The 20,834-nt window shown below is 53.6% G+C and carries 15 protein-coding genes; 9 read left to right on the forward strand and 6 right to left on the reverse strand.

The window, feature by feature from the left end; all coding sequences use genetic code 11:
- The first annotated feature begins 180 nt into the window (after positions 1-180).
- Positions 181-1,455: a dicarboxylate/amino acid:cation symporter gene (locus JLG71_RS08940; protein WP_004852509.1), complete on the forward strand. Its 1,275-nt coding sequence runs from the start codon at positions 181-183 to the stop codon at positions 1,453-1,455.
- Positions 1,456-1,751: 296 nt separating this feature from the next.
- On the opposite strand, the gene JLG71_RS08945 is transcribed toward JLG71_RS08940, so the two are convergent.
- The 4 genes from JLG71_RS08945 to JLG71_RS08960 all read right to left on the reverse strand — a co-directional run bounded on the left by JLG71_RS08945 (position 1,752) and on the right by JLG71_RS08960 (position 5,641).
- Entirely contained in the window at positions 1,752-2,369 is a 618-nt protein-coding gene (locus JLG71_RS08945; RefSeq protein ID WP_064357967.1) for a hypothetical protein, read from the reverse strand.
- A gap of 108 nt (positions 2,370-2,477) precedes the next feature.
- A complete protein-coding gene (locus JLG71_RS08950; RefSeq protein WP_139134470.1) occupies positions 2,478-2,618 on the reverse strand; it encodes a small membrane protein in 141 nt (46 codons plus the stop codon).
- A gap of 366 nt (positions 2,619-2,984) precedes the next feature.
- Positions 2,985-3,683, reverse strand: a complete 699-nt coding sequence (locus JLG71_RS08955) for a response regulator transcription factor (RefSeq protein WP_032693725.1) — start codon at positions 3,681-3,683, stop codon at positions 2,985-2,987.
- Positions 3,680-5,641 carry a sensor histidine kinase gene (locus tag JLG71_RS08960; RefSeq protein ID WP_227630955.1) on the reverse strand — a complete coding sequence of 654 codons (1,962 nt, stop codon included), beginning with the start codon at positions 5,639-5,641 and terminating at the stop codon, positions 3,680-3,682. Before JLG71_RS08960 ends, JLG71_RS08955 begins: the two co-directional genes overlap by 4 nt.
- Before the next feature lie 841 nt (positions 5,642-6,482).
- On the opposite strand from JLG71_RS08960, the gene JLG71_RS08965 reads away from it, so the two are divergent.
- Entirely contained in the window at positions 6,483-7,766 is a 1,284-nt protein-coding gene (locus JLG71_RS08965; protein ID WP_025107768.1) for a citrate synthase, read from the forward strand.
- Positions 7,767-7,863: 97 nt separating this feature from the next.
- Here JLG71_RS08965 and yegD read toward each other — a convergent pair whose 3' ends face one another.
- Positions 7,864-9,216, reverse strand: a complete 1,353-nt coding sequence (gene yegD / locus JLG71_RS08970; RefSeq protein WP_200914127.1) for a molecular chaperone — start codon at positions 9,214-9,216, stop codon at positions 7,864-7,866.
- A gap of 136 nt (positions 9,217-9,352) precedes the next feature.
- Here yegD and alkA point away from each other — a divergent pair, with 136 nt between their 5' ends.
- From alkA to asmA, 4 genes are all read left to right on the forward strand, one after another.
- Complete coding sequence (alkA, locus tag JLG71_RS08975; RefSeq protein WP_080528244.1) at positions 9,353-10,201, forward strand: DNA-3-methyladenine glycosylase 2; 849 nt, start codon at positions 9,353-9,355, stop codon at positions 10,199-10,201.
- Positions 10,202-10,315: 114 nt separating this feature from the next.
- Entirely contained in the window at positions 10,316-10,957 is a 642-nt protein-coding gene (gene udk, locus JLG71_RS08980; protein ID WP_004122537.1) for a uridine kinase, read from the forward strand.
- Positions 10,958-11,047: 90 nt separating this feature from the next.
- Positions 11,048-11,629 (forward strand): dCTP deaminase, encoded by a 582-nt coding sequence (dcd, locus tag JLG71_RS08985; protein ID WP_004852489.1) that lies wholly within the window; start codon positions 11,048-11,050, stop codon positions 11,627-11,629.
- Between the two features lie 27 nt (positions 11,630-11,656).
- Positions 11,657-13,504, forward strand: coding sequence for an outer membrane assembly protein AsmA (asmA, locus tag JLG71_RS08990; protein ID WP_014230076.1), 1,848 nt, complete (start codon positions 11,657-11,659; stop codon positions 13,502-13,504).
- A gap of 239 nt (positions 13,505-13,743) precedes the next feature.
- Here asmA and JLG71_RS08995 read toward each other — a convergent pair whose 3' ends face one another.
- A complete protein-coding gene (locus tag JLG71_RS08995; protein WP_064404534.1) occupies positions 13,744-15,330 on the reverse strand; it encodes a TerC family protein in 1,587 nt (528 codons plus the stop codon).
- Between the two features lie 977 nt (positions 15,331-16,307).
- On the opposite strand from JLG71_RS08995, the gene galF reads away from it, so the two are divergent.
- From galF to JLG71_RS09010, 3 genes are all read left to right on the forward strand, one after another.
- Positions 16,308-17,204 (forward strand): UTP--glucose-1-phosphate uridylyltransferase GalF, encoded by an 897-nt coding sequence (gene galF / locus JLG71_RS09000; RefSeq protein WP_016946203.1) that lies wholly within the window; start codon positions 16,308-16,310, stop codon positions 17,202-17,204.
- A 474-nt stretch (positions 17,205-17,678) separates the two neighbouring features.
- Entirely contained in the window at positions 17,679-18,308 is a 630-nt protein-coding gene (locus tag JLG71_RS09005; protein WP_016946204.1) for a phosphatase PAP2 family protein, read from the forward strand.
- 1,001 nt (positions 18,309-19,309) lie between these two features.
- Positions 19,310-20,743, forward strand: coding sequence for a capsule assembly Wzi family protein (locus tag JLG71_RS09010; RefSeq protein WP_182157798.1), 1,434 nt, complete (start codon positions 19,310-19,312; stop codon positions 20,741-20,743).
- Positions 20,744-20,834 lie beyond the last annotated feature (91 nt).

Genomic DNA, 20,834 nt, shown 5'->3' on the forward strand with positions numbered 1-20,834 from the left:
GGCGCGACACGGTTTGATGCACATCAACGAGCACATTAACTTTTACTATAAAAACTAAAAAAGAGTTGTAACCCCGCCTGCTTTTATTCAATTTATGTGGTGAATATTTAATGTATTCCAATAAATAAAGCATATATACATTAAAAAACAACACGTTAAATAAATCAGGGGTTAATTTTTGTGGCAAGTGCAAACAAACTCACGCTGTTCATCGTCATCTTCATGCTGTTGGGGATCCTCTCCGGCGCGGCCATCCACGCTTACGCCGGGCAAACGACCATTACCGCATGGTCGGAAAACATTACGCTACTTACCGACGTGTTTCTGCGCCTGATTAAGATGGTCATTGCGCCGTTGGTGTTCAGTACCCTGACGGTGGGCATTATGCGGCTGGGCGAAACGGCGACCATTGGGCGGGTCGGCGGTAAAGCCATGGTATGGTTTATTACCTCGTCCATTCTCTCCATTCTGGTCGGGCTGGTGATTGTTACCCTCGAGCATCCCGGCGCCGGTTTGAACCTGGCGATCCCGAAAGAGTCCGTGGATACCGGGCTGGCGGTGAGCGGGATGAGCCTGAAAGGCTTTCTGACCCATACCATCCCCACCAGCATTACCGAGGCGATGTCCAACAACGAGATTCTGCAAATCGTGGTGTTCTCGATGTTCTTCGGTATTGCCGGGGCATCGCTGGGGGAGAAATTCAACGCCCCGCTGGTGGCGGCGCTGAACGTGGTTTCCCATATTATGCTGAAGGTGACCGGGTACGTGATGTACGTCGCGCCGCTGGCGATTTTCGCCGCGATCTCTTCGGTTATCGCCTCGCAGGGGCTGGGGATCCTGCTTAATTACGCCTCGTTTATCGGCGGATACTATGTCGCGATTCTGCTGACCAGCGCGGTGCTGCTGGCGGTGGGGTATATGGTGCTCAAAAAAGAGGTTTTTCGCCTGCTGAACATGCTCAAAGATCCGGTGCTGGTGGCGTTCACGACCAGCAGCTCCGAGGCGGCCTATCCGAAGACCCTGGAGCGTCTGGTGGAATTTGGCTGCTCGCGTAATATCGCGTCGTTTGTGCTGCCAATTGGCTACTCCTTTAATCTGGTCGGTTCAATGGTGTACTGCTCTTTTGCCGCCATGTTTATCGCCCAGGCTTACAATATTCAGCTGAGCTTTAGCGAGATTACCGTGATGATGCTGACGCTGATGCTGGCTTCGAAAGGGATTGCCGGGGTGCCGCGTTCGGCGCTGGTGGTGCTGGCGGCGACCATCCCGAGCTTCAATATTCCGGTGGCGGGTATTTTACTGCTGATGGGGATTGACCATTTCCTCGATATGGGGCGTTCAGCGATTAACGTGCTGGGTAACGGGATTGCGACGGCGATGCTGTCAAAAAATGAAGGTCTGTCGCAGAATGAGGTACCCGAGGCTGAAGTCGCGCCTCAGCAGGCGCAAGCCTGATCGTCGGGCGGCCTCTCTGACGGGGTCGCTTTTTGCGCAGAAAAAGAGGCCCCTGACAGGCACGCCAGGGGCAATGTGACGAAGTAACAGATTCCCTGGTAGAGGCATTTTTTATTGTATAAAAATACGCTCCGGTATTTTCATACCAGGGAACCGGGTCATGTTACCCGCTGCCCGTAACGCCTGAGTAGATGTTTTTCATTTTACCGATCTTTTTCGGAATCCCGTTCCTCGCAAGCCAGCAAATTCTTAATTTTACGGTACATAATGCGATCGTCGATGGCGCGTGCGCGCGTTTACCAGCGCTCTTTTAATAAGTTAATAAACTGGAAAAAGTCATAATTGTTATTAAGGCTGTATTTTTCCATAATTTTGCTTTTGTGCCAGGTGATGGTTTTGGGGGTGACTTTGTTGAGAGCAGAAATTTTACCGATATCAAAGCCATGAATAATGCCGGTGGCGACGGCTACCTGCGATTTGGACAACATCTTATGCGGGCAGTGAGTGCAAATTAGCGGTGAGTCCATCTCCTGCGTCAGAGGAAGAAGTTCACTTCTTTTCAGCTCGTGGCCAATGATTTCAAACATCTTATCGATATTAACGGCTTTGATTGAGACAAAGATAACGCCCTTAAGGCAGTTGACGATCAGCTCCTTTTCCGGAAGTTTGTCATAGCTGTGCAATATAATCACCGAACTGTTTTTTTTACGGTTCTTTATACTGGTATTGCACAGATAGATCTCGCCGGGAAGAACTTCAGCAATGATGATATCCTTATCTAAAAAATCATTATGCTTATAAGAAAAAGCGGCTTTAAGGTTACCGCTGCGGCTGATGAGCTCATTGACTATGGCAACCAACGACTCTCGGAGAAAGGTATTCCTGGTGTTGATAGCGATGTTTATTTTTTTCATGGCGTTATTTCCCTGATAAATCAACATAACGCCATGTTGTGATCAATCCTCCGGGCGTATGCGGTGGCTGCTGCTGGACAGATTTGGTTATTATTCGCGGGGCTTTAGTTATTTTCTGCGCGAAGAATTCTTAGCTGAAAACGGAATTTTTTGTTTTCTCCTGTCTCTGATATAGGAAACAAGGCTGTAAACAGACACGCAAAGGCAAAATATGCACAGCAATAAGGCTAACCATGTTTGCATGGCCATGATGGATATCCTTTAACTTATTTTTAGGTGTTAAAAATGTACCTCGCCGGCACGGGAATATTTTTATACTCTTCTTTAAACCGTGCTCGCGATACGCGGCCGAAAAGCGCACGGCAAGCGTCCTGAATTCAGCTATTGCTGGATCAGCAATAGTCGGTTCGCTCAGGGACGCTTTGGGCCGGTGTGCTCACGACGCCATGTCAATGTAAGAAAATTCTTAATGTGCTGTCAGTCTCATTTCTCTCATTCCTCTCAAAAACTGAAAAAAATTAACAAGAGGAGCAAAACTGAAAACAACTTTGCAATGACGCCGCGCGGATGGAGGGATACTGACCGGCAGCGCTGCTGCTGCCGGCCGGGGAAAAGTCAGGAGAGAAACGCCAGCCCTTTGCCAAAAATTGCGCGAATCGGCAGGGTGATACCATGAAGGCGGGCCTTGTGGCGCAGGCGGCTGATCACGACGTCGATTCGGTGCAGTTCCGGTTCGCCTTCATCGGTAAACAGAGAGGTGTGCAGGTCAACCTTGCTGCACACCTCATTGCGGTTACGCATTAACACTTCCAGCAGCCGATACTCTTGCTGCGTGAGCGGCAGGGCCAGCCCAGACGGCGCCACAAGGTGCTCGTTCTGGAGTACCCAGTGAGACGGCGCTGGCCGCTCTGCTGATAGCGCCGGGTTGACACGTTCCGTCGGTTTTTGCTGGCGAAGCCGGGAGCCAAGCGCCTGAATACTCTCCGCGAGGTCGGAAAAGTTGACCGGCTTGATGAGATAGAGATCGGCGCCGGCGTTTAAGGCCTGGAGCCGATCCTGCTCATGCCCTCTGGCGGTCACCACCACCAGGCCGAACTGGCCAATTTCGTGCAAATAGTCCAGCACGCTAAAGCCGTCCTCACCCGGCAAGCCAATATCGATAAGCACAATATCAACCGGATCGCGATGCAGCTGCCGCCAGAAGGCTTCGGCGCTGCGCACGCCCCAGGCATCGAAGCCGCGATGGCGCAGAAAAGCCAGCAGCTCGTCGAGTAAATCAGCGCTATCTTCGATGATTGCGACGCGTAATGTCATGATTTGTCCTTCTGCTGTCCGTTAGCCGGGAGCGTGAGCGCAAATTTGCATCCGGCCGACGTGTTCTCTGCCAGCCACAGGTCCCCGCCGTGAGCCTGGATGATTTGTCGGGCGACATACAGGCCAAGCCCGGTCCCGGCCGGCGTTGCGGTATCCGTTTCGCCGCGCCGATAGCGCTCGAAAATATGCTCGACCTGTTCAGACGGGATGCCGGGACCGCGATCGCCAATGCGTAATTCCACGTGTTTTTCCTGCGGATAAATCTCGATGCTTATCTCCCCGGAAGCGGCATATTTCACCGAGTTGTCGAGCAGGTTGGCGATGGCGATACACAGTAGCCCGCTATCAATAAACAGCACCGGTGAAGGGGAGTCCGGACCCACAGTTTGCCCCTCAAGGGTGACATCCAGATAATGGTTAAGCGAAAGATCCACGACCGTCGCGGCCATATAGATCACCGGCAGCAGCGCTGCGTCCTGCCTGTCGGCGTGCAGGTCCCTCGAGGAGAGCCGGGCGTCGGCCAGGCAATTATCGGTAAGCTGTACCAGACGGGTTGTCGCCCGCTGCATGCGGTCGAGGCGCGAGCCCTGCGTCACCGTTGCGGGGCACAGGCGCAGGTTTTCCAGCGCGGCCTGGAGGATCGCCAGCGGCGTTCTGAACTCATGCGCCACCATTCCCATAAACTGGCGCTGGTGGAAGCTGGCCTCGCGTTCAATCTGTAGCTCTCGCGCCAGCTGCTGCTTGCGCACCAGAGTCCGGTTTTCCGCCCGCACCCGCAGTACGGCGATGATCAGGACGGTGACGATATGAATAATCAGCGCGTACTGCCAGGTGGAATAGACCCCATTATGAAACGGAATGACGCCGTGGATAGAGAGCAGCGCCAGCCCGGCGGAGACGACGTATATCGGCGGCAGCAGCCCCAGCAGCAGCGTATTGATATCAATCGCTTTGCGCCGCCACAGCATCCATGACGTGATCAACAGAATAGGGGCGGCGATAAAAAATATCCCGGCCTCTATCTGCATCGCCAGGCCGTAAAAGCCCAGCGGAATACTGATTTGCAGAACGATGTTTAAACCGATCGCCGCCAGCAGCAGTTGATGCAGCCGCGGCATATTTTTCTTGAGATCGAAAACTTCGCTATGCAGCCACAGCGCGGTGGCGTAGCTCACCAGCGACAGGCAGCTGATCATATAATCCTGAACCGGCAGCAGGGCGCTGCCAAATAACCACTCCGGGTAGCCATGCAGGGCCGCGACGAGCGGATAGTTTAGCGAGAACAGGCAGATCCCCCACAGCAGGCGCCGACGCAGCGCGATGGCAAGCCACAGGGCGATGCCGCTGGCAATTACCGCCAGGCCAAAATAGAAGCTCCAGAAGGCGGTATCGAGCGTGGCCGAACGCACGAACTCCTGCGGCGAGGAGAGCGTCGCCAGCAGAATCAGGGTGCTGCTGCTCTGGAGACGGAATACCATCTCGTAGCCAGCCGCCGTCGGCGGGGGCGGCAAAATCAGTACGCTTTCGCGGTAGTCGAGATCGTTATCCCGGGCAGACGCATGGTCGCCAAACTCTTTCTGTCGCCATGGACTGTCGCTGCCGTAGGGGCGATAAAACACGGTCAAACGATCGACAAACGACGGACCGAGCTGCAGCCAGCGCTGTTCGCCAGCAAATAAGGCCGCCGGGAGCGAAGTACGTAGCCAGTAGGCTTTTGTCGAGTAGCCGAACGACGGGATAAGCGGCGCCGTTTTTAGCGCCTCTTCAGGGAGCGAAAGAAAGGCGTTGAGGGTCAGCGTGTCGCTGGCGTCGGCGTACCAGTAGACCGGAATATCAATACCCAACTGGCGGACCTCCGCGCGGGCTGGCGCCCCTATCTGCAGGGCGATAATGACGCCGCACCATGCCCAGAAATGCGCGCTGCGGCTCCTGCGAATAAGATCATAAAAAGCGCACAAACGATTCAATCACGCCCCCTTGTGGCATGGATTAATCAATCAGTCGGTATAAACGCAGAGGAACGCTGCCGCAGGCACAGGTACCCCTCCGCATTCGGGAAATAAACGTCCAGGGCCGGGCAACGCAGCATTCTGCTGGTGCCGAAGATATTATTCCAGCGTTATCTGCACGCCGGGTAACTGGCCAGACCTGCTGTGAGAAGATTCTCAATCAACGTTAACGTAGGAGGGAGGTGCATAATAAGCAACCTGAAAGTTCAGGCACAGCATACGAGTTTATGATGTTATGCCATAAATTGATGCGATAGCTATATAAAATTGGCATTAGATTATTTAATCAGCGCATATAAAAGCAGCGGGTTATATTCAAGTTTAATTTACGCTGAAATAACGATAACGGACAATATCTGCGGCGAGCGAGGCGCATTTGGCGATCAATCCACCGCGGCTGATGGGATGACCGGTCGCACAGACCCTCATAAAAGACCGCCGACGAGCGTGTGATAAAAAACTGACACCGGCAGTCCATGGCACCACGTGCGAGTAGCGGATTTATGCGGGCAAAAAAATAAAATGGTTATATATTGACCTGCGATGAAATAAAATCAGTATTCTAAGGCGTGATAGTAGAATTTAGACGAGGGTAATTTCGGGGTAAGCGTATTTTATGCGGTTGAAAGGGCGATTTTCTGTTTCTTTCCCACCCATAATAGCGGTCCTTTATCAATGTTTTGGTTATTTACATCAAAGAATCCGCGGACGACTGTGGTTATGTTGGTTATTCCGCCTGGAGAAATGACCAGGTAAATCATTCACTCGTTGTGCAAGGAGACCTGACAGGATGACGACGAAATCGCTAACGCTGTCTTTGGATGAACAACAGTCCATTCCGTTGAGTACGGTCTCAGGGACGCAGGGCTATCCCGGCATGGATATTCGTCCGCTGGCGTCCGCAGGTATATGCAGTTTCGACCCCGGTTTTGCTAACACCGCAGGCTGTACGTCGGCCATCTCCTGGATTGATACCGAAAACAGCGTTTTGCTGCACCGCGGCTATCCGGTCGATCAGCTGGCTCGCCAGTGCGACTTCCTTGAGGTAGCCTGGATTCTGCTGCGGGGCGATGCGCCTGACGAAGCCAGCTATCAGGCGTTCAAAAACACGATTACCCGCCATAGCCTGGTACACGAGCAGATTGGCCGCATGTGCAGCAGCTTTCGGCGCGACTCGCATCCGATGGCCTTAATGTGCGCTCTGGTGGGCACGCTGGCGGCGTTCTATCACGATGTGCTGGACGTTGAAAATCCCGAGCACCGCGCGCTGGCCGCCACCCGCCTGCTGTCGAAAATGCCGACGCTGGCGGCGATGAGCTATAAGTTTTCTATTGAGCAACCGGCGCAGTATCCGCGCAACGATCTTTCCTACGCGGGGAATTTCCTGCATATGCTGTTTGCTATCCCGGCGGAGCCGTATCAGCTGAATCCGGTGATTGAGCAGGCGATGAACCAGATCCTGGTGCTGCACGCCGACCACGGCCAGTGCGCATCGACGACCACCGTCCGGGCGGCGGGCTCCTCCGGGGCGAATCTTTTTGCCTGCATTGCCGCCGGGCTCGCTTCTTTATGGGGACCGGCCCACGGCGGGGCGAACGAAGCCAGTATGCGGATGCTGGAAGAGATCAACACCGTCGACCAAATTCCGGCGTTCCTGAGCAAAGCGAAACGCGATCCGCAGGCGTTTCGTCGTCTGGGATTCGGTAACTCTCGCTACCGTCATCTTGATCCGCGCGCCGCTATTTTGCGCGAAACCTGTCACCGGGTGCTGAAGGAACTGGGGATGTCCGATATGCCGCTACAGGTGGCGATGGCTCTTGAAGAGGTGGCGCTGACCGACCCCTACTTTGTTGAAAATGGCCTGTCGCCGAGCGTGGATTTCTACACCGCGGTGATCCTTAAAGCGATGGGGCTGCCTTCATCGATGTTTGTGGCGATTACCGCCGTAGGCAGAACGCTTGGCTGGGTGGCGCACTGGAACGAAATGCACGAAGCGCCGCTGAATATTTATCGTCCCCGGCAGATTTATACCGGCGAAAAGCGGCGGGATTACGTTTCGCGGCGTGAAGGGTGACAACAGGGGGCAATCGGGAAGATTTAGCCCGGCTCGCTCTGCGCTGCGCCGGGCTACAAATTCACTGCGTTCTGTGGTGCGGGAACGCAGCGGATGTTTAACGAAACATCACCTGCGCCCAGCGGGCCAGCCCGGCGGTAACCGAGCCAAAATCATCGCCTCCGGCAACCGGAATACCCGGCAGGTGTGCCGCCAGCGCTTTTTTAATCAACGGCGAGCGAGCGCTGCCGCCGGTCAGGTAAATCACGTCCGGTTTTTCATTACTGTTATCCAGCGCCAGCTGAACCTGCTCCATGATCCGGGCCAGCGGCTGATCCAGCGCAGCTTCCAGTCCCTGCTGGCTGATGGCTGTCGCCAGCTCGTCGCTAATAAACGGCAGCCCCGCGGTGACGCTCGGCTGCGCGGAAAGGGCGATTTTGCTCTCTTCCGCGCTGCGCACCAGGCGATAGCTCAGGCGCTGACGCCAGACCTTCAGCAGCAGCGCGACTTTTTCGCTATCGCGGGCGCTGCGCAGCAAATCGTTAAGCATGCGACCGTTGGCGGCGCTGTAAAAGTCGGTCTGCGCCGGCACGTCGTTAATGGCCACCGCATTCCACCACGGCAGAATCGGCAGCGCGATGCCTTTTTCGGTATCGCCGCCCATCCCCAGCAGCGGCATCAGGCATTTAAAGGCCAGGGCGATATCCAGGTCGTTACCGCCGACGCGGCAGCCGCTGTGGCCGAGCAGGCTTTGCTGGCGATCGGCTTTTTCTCGCCACTGCGGCCCCATCAACAGCAGCGAACAGTCGGTGGTACCGCCGCCGATATCGACGACCAGCACGCGTTTTTCTTCGCTCAGCGTCGCTTCGAAATCCAGACCGGCGGCGACCGGCTCAAACTGAAACACGACGTCGCGAAAGCCCGCGCGCTTTGCCGCACGTTCGAGAATGCCCTGCGCCTGGGCGTTGGCATCATCGCCGCCCAGCCCCTGGAAGTTAATCGGGCGGCCGATAACCGCCTGGTCGATGGTATCCGTTAGCTGCGTTTGCGCCTGGAGTTTGATATGCAGCATCATGGCGCACACTAAGTCTTCAAACAGCGCTACCTGCTGCGGCTTAAGCCCGCTGGCGCCGAGAAACGATTTCGGCGACTTTACAAAGTAGACTTCTTGCGGATCTTCAACGTACTGATGCAGCGAAGCGAGACCAAACTGCACGCTGTTGCCGAGTACATCGATATCTTCCTCGCGGTTGAAGCTTATCGCGCGACGCAGCAGCGCCTGGTTTTCATCACCGTTGGGCGGGACGTCGTGGTGGCGGTAGAGCCACTCGCTGACCGCTTCGCGGGTCGGCGCGCAAAGCATTGATGGCAGTAGTGAACTGCCGTTTTCCAGCGTCAGCAGCTGCGGCGTATTGTCGCGCATCACCGCCACTGAACAGTTAGCGGTACCGTAGTCAAAACCAATAAACATAGCCTGCAAAATCCCCATGCCGGTGAAGAAGGGGGGCGACTTTAGCGGATTGACGGCACTGCGACAACTGGAATTTAAAAGCAAGGCGCAGGCGGCGCGGAGCCGCTATGATTGAAGCGCTAAAAAAGGAGAAATGATGACGCTGCTACCCTGGCATTCCCCCTACGACTGGCAATGGATGTTTCATTTTCTTGGCGCGCGTACGGTGCAGGGAATTGAAACTTTTGCCGGCGACAGCTATTGCCGCAGCTTCGCCCTGAATGGCCACGCCGGACTCATCACGGTGACGCCGGATGACGCCGCGCAGGGCATGCGGGTGACGCTTTCCGCCGGGCTGCAGCCGGTCGCGGAGTTGTGCCTGGCGCGGGTTGCGCGTTTATTTGATTTGTCCTGCGACCCGCAGCAGATCGCCCTGACGCTGGGAAGCCTTGCGCTGCCAAGGCCGGGGCTTCGTCTGCCGGGCTCCCTGGATGCGTTTGAACAAGCGGTACGTGCGGTGCTCGGCCAGCTGGTGAGCGTGGCCATGGCGGCAAAGCTCACCGGGAAAGTGGTGGCCGCCTTCGGGGAACCGTTGACCGACGCGCCGGGCTTTTATCTCTTCCCGAGCGCGCAGCGGCTGGCGCAGGCCGATCCGCTGGCGCTAAAGGCGCTGGGCATGCCCCTGCGGCGCGCGGAGGCGCTGATCCACCTGGCGCAGGCGGCTATCCGCGGCGATCTCCCCCTCTTCGCGCCGGAGAATATCGACGCCGGAATAAAGCAGCTGCAGACGCTGCCCGGGATAGGCCGCTGGACGGCGAACTATTTCGCGCTGCGCGGCTGGCAGGCGCCGGATATCTTCCTGGCGGATGATTATCTGATTAAACAGCGTTTTCCCGGCATGACGCCGGCGCGGATTGCGCGCTATGCCAGCCGCTGGCACCCCTGGCGCTCCTACGCTTTACTGCATATCTGGTATACGCAAGGCTGGTCGCCGGAGGAGGAATAGACCCGGGAGGCGCTTAGCACTGGTATCGACGCGCTGAAATCCCTATAATTGCGGCGTTTGGCGGTCAACCGCCACCCTTCCTACATTCCCAGGTTAATCAGGTCGCAAAAATTTATGACTGATACGTCTCATCAGTGCGTCATTATAGGCATCGCCGGCGCATCGGCTTCGGGCAAAAGCCTTATCGCCAGTACGCTATATCGTGAATTACGTGAACAGGTCGGCGATGAACATATCGGCGTTATTCCGGAAGACAGCTATTACAAGGATCAAGGTCATCTGTCGATGGAAGAGCGTGTAAAAACCAACTATGACCACCCAAGCTCCATGGATCATAGTCTGCTGTTTCAGCATTTGCAGATGCTGAGAAGCGGCCAGCCGATAGAGTTGCCGGTGTATAGCTACGTTGAGCATACCCGTATGCCGGAAACCATTCATATTGAACCGAAGAAAGTCATCATTCTCGAAGGGATTCTGCTGCTGACCGACGCCCGCCTGCGCAACGAACTCAGCTTCTCCATTTTTGTCGACACCCCGCTGGATATCTGCCTGATGCGGCGCATCAAGCGAGACGTTAACGAGCGTGGGCGTTCGATGGATTCGGTAATGGCGCAGTACCAGAAAACGGTGCGCCCGATGTTCCTGCAGTTTATCGACCCTTCCAAACAGTATGCCGATATTATCGTGCCTCGCGGCGGTAAGAACCGTATCGCCATCGATATATTGAAGGCCAAAATCAGTCAGTTCTTTGAATAACACGAACGAATTGTGTAACGTGCAAAGAGAAGCCAATTTGCCCTTATCCCCGGAAGGCGTAGGGGCGCAATGCCTTAAAGGAGAACGTTCATGCGTCTGTGCGACCGAGATATAGAAGCCTGGTTGGATGAGGGGCGTCTGGCCATTAATCCGCGCCCGCCCGTTGAGCGCATTAACGGCGCGACGGTCGATGTTCGGCTGGGAAATAAGTTTCGGACTTTCCGCGGGCACACGGCGGGCTTTATTGACCTGAGCGGGCCTAAAGCGGAAGTCAGCGCGGCGCTGGATCGCGTGATGAGCGAAGAGATTGTTCTGCCGGATGGTGAAGCGTTCTTCCTGCATCCGGGCGAGCTGGCGCTGGCGGTGACCTTTGAATCGGTCACCCTGCCGCCGGATCTCGTCGGCTGGCTGGATGGCCGCTCTTCGCTGGCGCGTCTGGGCCTGATGGTGCACGTCACCGCGCACCGCATCGATCCGGGCTGGTCCGGCTGCATCGTACTGGAATTCTATAATTCGGGTAAGCTGCCGCTGGCGCTGCGTCCGGGGATGCTGATCGGCGCGTTAAGTTTTGAGCCGTTATCCGGGCCGGCGATGCGGCCTTATAATCGCCGCGAAGATGCGAAATATCGCGACCAGCAGGGCGCGGTAGCGAGTCGAATCGACAAGGATTGATAATTTTAGCGGTTTGCTGAGGATGCCATGAGACGAATTCTGACCACGCTGATGATCTTACTGGCGGTAGTTGTCGCCGGTCTTACCGCGCTGGTATTGCTGGTCAACCCCAACGATTTTCGCGCCTATATGGTTAAAGAGGTGGCGGATCGTAGCGGCTATCAGCTCGAGCTCAATGGGCCGCTGCGCTGGCACGTCTGGCCGCAGCTCAGCATTCTCTCAGGCCGCATGACCCTGACCGCGCCGGGTGCTGAAGAACCCGTTATTCGCGCGGATAATATGCGCCTTGACGTCGGGCTGCTGCCGCTGATCTCCCATCAGCTGCAGGTCAAGCAGGTGATGTTAAAGGGCGCGGTGATCCAGCTGACCTCCAAAACCGAAGCCGTGCGTAGCAAGGGGGCTCCGGTCGTCCCGCACGACAACACGCTGCCTCAGGTGCCGGAGGATCGCGGCTGGTCGTATGATGTCCAGAAGCTACAGATTGCCGATAGCGTGCTCTTTTTTCAGCATGAAGATGGCGAGCAGGTTACGGTGCGCGATATCCGTTTGCAGATGGAGCAGGACAGCAGCCATCGCGCCACGGTCGATTTCTCTGGCCGGGTGAACCGCGATCAGCGCGATCTGGCGCTTTCCTTCTCCGCCCAGGTGCAGGGCGGTGATTATCCTCATTCTCTGAAGGCGGATATTTCACAACTGAACTGGCAGCTTCGCGGCGCGGAGCTTCCCCCCGAAGGGATTAGCGGCCAGGCCAGCATGCAGGCCAGTTGGGTCGAGGATGCGAAAAAGCTCAGCTTCGATGGGCTGAACTTAACGGCTAACGGCAGCACCATTGCCGGCAACGGCAGCGTTGTGCTGGGCGACCAACCTGACTGGACGCTGAACCTTCAGGCGGGCACGCTCAACCTCGATAGCCTGCTTTCTCATGCCTCCGCCTCTGGCGATAATAGCGTTAACCAGCAGGGGCAAAGCCAGAACAGACAGCTACGCCCGGTTATTGCGGATAACGATATTCAGCAGGATTACAACGCCCTGCGCGGTTTTAACGCCCGGCTGAACCTGACGGCTGACCAGCTGCAGTGGCGGGGAATGCACTTTACCCAGGTGAAAAGTGAAATCAGCAACCAGCAGGGGCTGCTGACGATTCATCAGATGCAGGGGAGCCTGGACGGTGGACGACTCTCGCTCCCCGGCTCGCTCGACGCGCGGGGCGCAACGCCACATGCCTCTTTCCAGCCGCAACTCGACAACGTCGAGATCGGCTCGATTCTGAAAGCGTTTAATTATTCGATAAACCTCACCGGCAAGCTCTCGCTGACCGGCGAGTTCTCCGGCGGCAAGATTGATGCCGACGAGTTCCGCCGCAGCTGGCAGGGGCAGGCGGTAACGCAGCTCACTGATACGCGCACTGAAGGGCTCAACTTCCAGCAGCTGGTACAGCAGGCCGTCGAGCGCAGCACTAACGTTCAGGCGCAGGAAAATTACGACAATGCGACCCGACTGGATTCTGTCAGCACCGAGTTTGCGCTGAATAATGGGCTGGTCACCTTGACGCATATGCAGGGCCAATCTGACATGATGGCGCTGACCGGTCAGGGTGAGCTCAACCTGCTGAAAGAAGATTGTGATATGCTCTTCAACGTCCGGGTACTGGGCGGCTGGAAGGGCGAAAGTAAGCTCATCGACAGGCTCAAGCAGACGGCGATCCCTTTGCGAATTTATGGTAACTGGCAGACGCTGAGCTACAGCCTGCAGGTTGACCAGATACTCCGCAAGCAGCTGCAGGATGAAGCCAGGAAACGGCTTAGCGAATGGGCTGAACGCAATAAAAACACCCAGGACGGCAAGGATGTGAAGAAGCTGCTCGACAAACTATAAGTTAGCCAGGAAAAGCAGAAGAAGCGCATCGTGCTAAGATTGCCGGCAATGCGCATTCCTCTGGAATTGCCGGCGGCGCTTCGCCTGCGCGGGCCTACGGCTAACGAGGGATGTGTTGAGAATTTAGGTTTTGTCGGCCGGGTAAGGCGATAGCCACTACCCGGCAGAAAGATTAGCAGACCCTTAAAAATCGATTAACCCGCCTGCGTCCGGCTTTTGATGCTTCATCGAAGAGAGCATCACACTTCATAGTCCAGTTCATCTTCATACTGCGCCGGCGGCACTATCAGTACTTTTTGTACCCGATGGCTGTCCACCTGCAGCGTGCGCAGCACGTAGCCGTCAAGTTTCACTTCTTCACCTTCCTGCGGCACATGCTGCAGGTACTCCATCAGCAGACCGGCAACCGTATGGTATTCACGTTTCTCATCCAGCGGCAGAGGAACGGACTGGACCAGGTCTTCCAGCGGCATATGCCCGTTGACCGTCCAGCTCCCGTCGCCGTTTTTGTGAATATCGTGACGGGCATCGATCTCTTCTGCTTCATTAGGCAGATTTCCGGCGATGGTCTCCATGACGTCGCTGAGCGTCACAATCCCCTCTACGGAGCCAAATTCATCGACCACAAAGGCGAAGTGGGTTCTGGCTCTGCGGAACTGCTCCAGCGCAGGAAGCAGCGGCAGCGTTTCCGGGAACACCAGCGGCTGACGAATCAGAACCTGCAGATTGAGCGGTTCATGACGTAATGATTGCTGCAGAAGATCGATCACGTGCACGACGCCAAGCATATCCTCGTCATCATCGCCGCCGGTAACCACGAGGCGGGTATGCTGATTTTTGTCGAGTAAGGCGCGAATCTCCTCTTCCGGCGCGCTGAGATCAATATGTTCAATGTCATGACGCGAGGTCATGATGCTGCTGACGGTACGCTGATTGAGATTCAGTACCCGCTCAATCATCCGCCGCTCTTGCGGATTGAAGAGTGGGTTATCGTCGCGATCGGCAACCAGCGAGGCGGTCTCGCTATCCAGTTCGCTACTGTCTTTGCGCCCGCTCAACAGATTCATCACCGCTTCGGTGGTTCGCTGGCGTAGGGTCAGGTTGGCCGAGAGAAAGCGATGGCGGTTAAAAATCGCCAGCTGGTTGAAGGATTCAATCATGACCGAGAAGCCGATAGCCGCGTACAGGTAGCCTTTAGGAATAGGGAAACCAAAGCCTTCGGCAATCAGGCTAAAGCCGATCATCAGCAGGAAGCTCAGACAGAGAATAACGATGGTCGGATGGCTGTTAACAAAGCGGGTGAGGGCTTTACTGGCCATCAGCATCAGGCTAATGGCAATAATCACCGCAGCCATCATGACCGCCAGGTGGTCAACCATGCCGACCGCGGTTATCACCGAGTCGAGAGAGAAGATGGCATCAAGCACCACGATTTGCGCTACCACCCCCCAGAACCTGGCGCCTTTGCGCTGGGTCGGGTTATCGCTATCTTTCCCTTCCAGCCGTTCGTTAAGTTCAACGGTGGCTTTGAAGAGGAGGAATAATCCGCCAAACAGCATAATCAGATCGCGGGCGCTAAAGCTCAGATCGTGCCAGGTCATGAGCGGTTTGGTTAGCGTGACCAGCCAGGAGATCGAAGCCAGCAGCAGCAGGCGCATCACCATTGCGAGTAGCAGACCGGTGACGCGGGCCCGGTCTCGCTGCGCGGGGGGAAGTTTTTCCGCGAGAATGGCAATAAAAACCAGATTATCAATACCGAGTACCAGCTCAATAACGACAAGCGTAATGAGCCCGGCCCAAATCGAGGGGTCGGCAATCCATTCCATATTCAGTTAAAACCTTTACAACCTAAGAGTGCCATGAATCGATCATGGATAAGCTATAGATAAAATGCAATATTTTCTGCTGTTAATTAGCTCAGCCCCGAACCCGCTTCCCAATAAACCAGCAAATAAAAGAGTCAGTTGTGCAGGATATAACCTTTCCACAATGCGCTTATGGGATGGTACTTATTAATTAACGCGCGAAATTTCAGCGATACGGGCGGAGGCGGTACGCTCGATTGTTAAGACAGATGTCACCCGAGCGGTGAAGGACCATGCTGCTCTGCAGCAGAAGGCGGATACGTTACTTAGATAACGCAAGAGTCAATCAATAGATTTGATGTATATATCAACGATTTTCTTGAATTTGGATTTTTATACTACTTAATGTCGTGGCTTGCCGTAGATCAATTTTTGCAGGACGATGTAATGAGCGTTATATGTGATGGCGAGCGGTAAAAACAGCAGCGAAGAGGGTTTAAGTCAGCGGGCTGCCCGTCGTTTTTTTCAGCAATATCATTGCTGACCGTGAAGTCAAGCGTGACGGGTAATTGGCTGCAATTCAGGCGCTTTTGTACGTTAAATAATTTTATTATCAATATAATTGATTATTTGGGCTGGATTTTTATTTTTTTGCAGTCACTTGTTCTGTGTCAATTCATGATGAAAGATTACAAGGTATTAAAAGAGAAATGATGGAGAAGCGATGAGCGTCATTACGCTACCTTATGAATAAAATAAGGTGCTGCTGGTGAGTAACTCATTGTAATTAAATGGAAATTCTTTAGAAAGTATGCGTATAAGAATTTTCTTAAAACTGTCTATTGGTATGTAGACTTTGCGTGTATTCTTAAATTCAGCGTGTAATTTCAGAATTTGACGGACAGAATGGCAGGTATCAAGCGTGTATCATCACTGATAAATGCCAGTGATACATACAAACTGACAGGATCAAAAGGTTTATAACCATACGGGTGGATATGAAAATGGTGAGTTTGAAAGCAGTTATACCGGTAGCAGGATTAGGGATGCATATGTTGCCCGCCACCAAGGCCATTCCGAAAGAGATGTTGCCGATCGTCGACAAGCCAATGGTGCAGTACATTGTTGATGAAATTGTAGCTGCGGGTATCAAGGAAATCGTGCTGGTGACGCATTCATCCAAGAATGCCGTAGAAAACCATTTCGACACCTCCTACGAACTGGAAGCATTGCTTGAACAACGCGTAAAACGTCAGCTTCTGGCGGAGGTGCAGGCTATCTGTCCTCCTGGCGTAACGATCATGAACGTGCGTCAGGGCCAGCAGCTGGGCTTAGGTCACTCCATTTTGTGCGCGCGCCCGCTGATTGGCGATAACCCGTTTGTGGTGGTGCTCCCGGATATCATTCTGGACGACGCCAGCGCCGACCCTCTGCGCTATAACCTTGCCGCGATGGTGGCGCGTTTCAATGAAACGGGTCGTAGCCAGGTACTGGCCAAACGGATGGAAGGCGATCTCTCCGAGTATTCCGTTATCCAGACTAAGGACGCTCTTGAATCGGCGGGGCAGGTTGCCCGTATCGTGGAGTTCATCGAAAAACCTGATGAACCGCAAACCCTGGATTCCGACCTGATGGCGGTAGGGCGCTATGTCCTCTCTGCCGATGTATGGGCTGAACTGGAGCGTACCGAGCCGGGCGCCTGGGGACGTATCCAGTTAACGGATGCCATCGCCGAGCTGGCGAAAAAACAGTCGGTCGATGCGATGTTAATGACTGGCGACAGCTATGACTGCGGTAAAAAAATGGGCTATATGCAGGCTTTTGTAAGCTACGGGCTGCGTAACCATAAAGAAGGGGCAAAATTCCGCGAGAGTATTAAGAAGCTGCTGGCGTAGTTTTCGCGTCAGTGCTTATTAGCGCGTGAGAGTGAACGGTTCGAATTATCTGATGACGAAAAGAGGATTCGAGGCCGTTCACAACGTCAAATTCACAATATCAGATACTGCGCGTAGAACTGGTTAATAGCCCTATAAATACAATGAGTTAGCTGATTTTATTGTTATAGTGTATCGCTTTTGAACGCAGCAAATGTTCGGAGACTTCTGGTAGTCGAATAAGACGTAGCATGATGAAATGGTCAGACAAGCAAAATTTACTCTTTGCTGATAATTACTTACTAAGATTTTTCTTAAGTAAGCGGCCCTTAGTCAAGGTGTAACATGAAAATAAAACTTGACTGAGATCATGTTTGCGCATTAAACAACGGTAGCGTGTGCATATTAATGTGAACTTAACGATTGCATATGCCCACACAAATGTCGCGGGAAAGGCGTTGCGAACTGGAGAGATCGTCAAAGGATGAAAGATAAATGAACTGGCAGGTTGTCACTTTTTTTGGCGATAGCACCGTACTGTTACCCAGTGCGGCAGTATTGTTTATCGTGCTTTTTCTGCGAAAAGATTCAAAGCAGCTGGCCTGGCACTGGGCGCTGCTGTTTGGCATAACCGGCGCAATTGTCTGCGCATCAAAACTGGCATTTATGGGTTGGGGTATTGGGATTCGCGAGCTGGACTTCACTGGCTTTAGCGGGCACACCGCATTATCTTCAGCTTTCTGGCCAATCCTCTTATGGCTGCTGTGCGCGCGTGCTACACCAGCTCTTCGTTTTACTGCTGTCATAGTGGGTTATGCTCTGGCCGGACTGGTTGGCTACTCCCGACTGATGGTCCACGCACATTCAACTTCTGAAGTCATTGCCGGCTTACTGCTGGGAGCCGCAGGCAGCGCAATTTTTCTGCTGCTACAGTCACGCGTTCGCGCCACTCATACAGCGCGGTTATCCTTTGGCAGTCTGGCGAGCATGGTGATTATCCCGGCGCTTCTGCTGAATACGGGGGCGAAGGCGCCAACCCAATCTTTGCTGAACGAGATTGCGGTGAAGATTGGCCCACTGGAAAAACCTTTTACCCGAGCCGATCTGCATAAGCGATTTTACTGATTCAGACAAACGTGGAAAAGATGAAGGATTCAGAAAGAATCATGTCGTGTTCACATTGTATGCAATATGAAATTTATGATGAAAGTGTCAGTAGCGGCGATATTTCATATCCATGAAATAAATTTGTGATGGGTCATTCTGCGCAATAATTAGCGCAATGATAATCAGCCAGGATGTTTCCTAAATAAGTTTTCTGGCTAAATATCGAATTTATTAATGATAACAACAGCGTGGCATACTTCTTTTTACTATCAATTTTTGTAGTTGACTAACTATAATTAACTTGAAGCTAAGTCAACACACTTTTTGTGGTGAAAAAAGCAATAAAATCATAAAGTTGAGATTATTCAGTTGCTTTGTACTGGTTCCATTTTTACGTGAAGAGCAGAAAACAATAGCGTTATCGGCAATTGGTTCGTGGCGCTGGCAACGTAACTGATAATGTGAGATTACGCTCCCAATTGAGGGTAGAATCTCGTAAACTTATGGCCGCGAAATTGTTTGCTTTGATGGATTAATCGCCGATTTATCGGAATCTACGATCGAATTTACAGGGAAAGAAGTACAGTGCATTGGTAGCTGTTAAGCCAAGGGCGGTAGCGTACCTGCGACCAGGCCTTTTCTCTATATCACATCTCATTTTATGCGACAGAAATTCCTAAAGTGGACTCCATGCAGGTGATTCTCCTCGCAACCTGTATATACTAGCGAGTTGTCATCAAATCAGGACGTATTCGTCTTGAGGCGGGCAGATAAACTGCGGGTATGAGGTGCGATGGAATAGCCTTCAATAACAATTTCGCATACATTGTGTACTGCAGGTAGCCTGCGAGTAGAAAACGAGCTTTAGCACGGCGTTCCGATCGGCATGCTTTCGTTTTCTCGGGCCAATACCTGTAGACCAAACATAGCAAAGGTTGGCGTCAGAGGGCGCTGCATCTATCAGTGTTCCCCTTGTCGCGCCAGCTTGCGAAAACGGGGCTTTAAATGGATCTTGTACAATGATAAAAATTGCGCGAATCGCACTCGCATTAGGGCTGCTTACTTCTGCCAGCTCACTTGCCTATGCCTCCGGGTTAGTGATGAATGACAACGAACTGCGCAACGATCTGGCGTGGCTCTCCGATCGAGGCGTTATTCATCTCAGCCTGTCGACCTGGCCGCTGAGCCAGGAAGAGATTAACCGGGCCCTTAAGAAGGCAAAACCCTCTTACTCTTCCGAACAGGTTGTTCTGGCGCGAATCAACCAGCGCCTCGACTCTTTAAAAGCGGATTTTCGGGTGAGCGGCTATACCTCAACGGATAAGCCCGGAACGCCGCAGGGCTTTGGTCAGAACCAGCCTGCGGATAGCTCTTTATCATTAGCCTTTAATAACAGCGGCGAATGGTGGGATGTGCACCTGCAGGGTAACGTTGAAGGTGACGAGCGCATCAGCAACGGTTCACGTTTTAATGCTAACGGCGCCTATGGCGCGGTTAAGTTCTGGAACCAGTGGCTCTCATTTGGTCAGATGCCGCAGTGGTGGGGGCCGGGTTATGAAGGCAGCCTGATCCGCGGTGATGCGATGCGGCCAATGACCGGCGTTTTAATGCAGCGTGCTGAACAGGGCGCACCGGAAACCTGGTGGCTGCGCTGGATTGGCCCGTGGCAGTATCAGATTTCCGCCAGCCAGATGAATCAATATACCGCCGTACCGCATACCAAAATTATCGGCGGGCGTCTGACGTTTTCTCCTTTCCAGTCCCTTGAACTGGGCGCATCGCGCATTATGCAGTGGGGCGGGGAGGGGAGACCGGAATCGTTTAGCAGCTTCTGGGATGGTTTTACGGGAAAAGATAACACCGGTACAGCGAATGAACCGGGTAACCAGCTAGCGGGTTTTGATTTTAAATTTAAGCTAGAGCCTACGCTTGGTTGGCCGATTAGTTTCTATGGTCAACTTATTGGTGAAGACGAGGCCGGATATCTTCCCTCTGCAAATATGTTCCTGGGAGGAGTTGAGGGGCACCACGGTTGGGGGAAAGATGCCGTCAACTGGTATGTGGAAGCACATGACACCCGATCCAACATGGACCGCCTGAACTACAGCTATAACCACCATATTTATACCGACGGGTATTACCAGCAGGGTTATCCGCTGGGTGACGCAATGGGGGGAGATGGTCAATTGTATGCCGGTAAGGTTGAATTGGTGACAGAAGATAATCAACGTTGGAGCGCTCGCCTGGCCTATGCCAAGGTCAATCCAAGAAGTCAGTCGATTAATAAAGCCTTCCCGCAATCGGATACTCTGAAAGGAGTTCAGTTGGGCTGGAGCGGGGATGTGTATAAATCAGTGCGTTTGAATACTTCCCTCTGGTACACCGATGCTGATAACAGTGATAGCGACGACGTCGGTGCCAGTGCCGGGATTGAAATACCATTTAATTTATAGCCTGGCTATAGCGAATTCAGGAAGCCGGATGACTATACGTTAGTGCTGGCTTCAGCTGTCTGTGAAGAGATAGAAACGCGCGGTAGTTTGG

It is taken from the genome of Klebsiella michiganensis, assembly GCF_015139575.1.
GTDB classification, from domain to species: domain Bacteria; phylum Pseudomonadota; class Gammaproteobacteria; order Enterobacterales; family Enterobacteriaceae; genus Klebsiella; species Klebsiella michiganensis.

Excerpts from the sequence above, each read along its gene's own strand:
- JLG71_RS08945 (WP_064357967.1), bottom strand. The coding sequence starts at position 2,369 with ATGAAAAAAATAAACATCGCTATCAACACCAGGAATACCTTTCTCCGA.
- JLG71_RS08950 (WP_139134470.1), bottom strand. The coding sequence starts at position 2,618 with ATGGCCATGCAAACATGGTTAGCCTTATTGCTGTGCATATTTTGCCTT.
- JLG71_RS08955 (WP_032693725.1), bottom strand. The coding sequence starts at position 3,683 with ATGACATTACGCGTCGCAATCATCGAAGATAGCGCTGATTTACTCGAC.
- JLG71_RS08965 (WP_025107768.1), top strand. The coding sequence starts at position 6,483 with ATGACGACGAAATCGCTAACGCTGTCTTTGGATGAACAACAGTCCATT.
- yegD (WP_200914127.1), bottom strand. The coding sequence starts at position 9,216 with ATGTTTATTGGTTTTGACTACGGTACCGCTAACTGTTCAGTGGCGGTG.
- alkA (WP_080528244.1), top strand. The coding sequence starts at position 9,353 with ATGACGCTGCTACCCTGGCATTCCCCCTACGACTGGCAATGGATGTTT.
- udk (WP_004122537.1), top strand. The coding sequence starts at position 10,316 with ATGACTGATACGTCTCATCAGTGCGTCATTATAGGCATCGCCGGCGCA.
- dcd (WP_004852489.1), top strand. The coding sequence starts at position 11,048 with ATGCGTCTGTGCGACCGAGATATAGAAGCCTGGTTGGATGAGGGGCGT.
- asmA (WP_014230076.1), top strand. The coding sequence starts at position 11,657 with ATGAGACGAATTCTGACCACGCTGATGATCTTACTGGCGGTAGTTGTC.
- JLG71_RS08995 (WP_064404534.1), bottom strand. The coding sequence starts at position 15,330 with ATGGAATGGATTGCCGACCCCTCGATTTGGGCCGGGCTCATTACGCTT.
- galF (WP_016946203.1), top strand. The coding sequence starts at position 16,308 with ATGAAAATGGTGAGTTTGAAAGCAGTTATACCGGTAGCAGGATTAGGG.
- JLG71_RS09005 (WP_016946204.1), top strand. The coding sequence starts at position 17,679 with ATGAACTGGCAGGTTGTCACTTTTTTTGGCGATAGCACCGTACTGTTA.
- JLG71_RS09010 (WP_182157798.1), top strand. The coding sequence starts at position 19,310 with ATGATAAAAATTGCGCGAATCGCACTCGCATTAGGGCTGCTTACTTCT.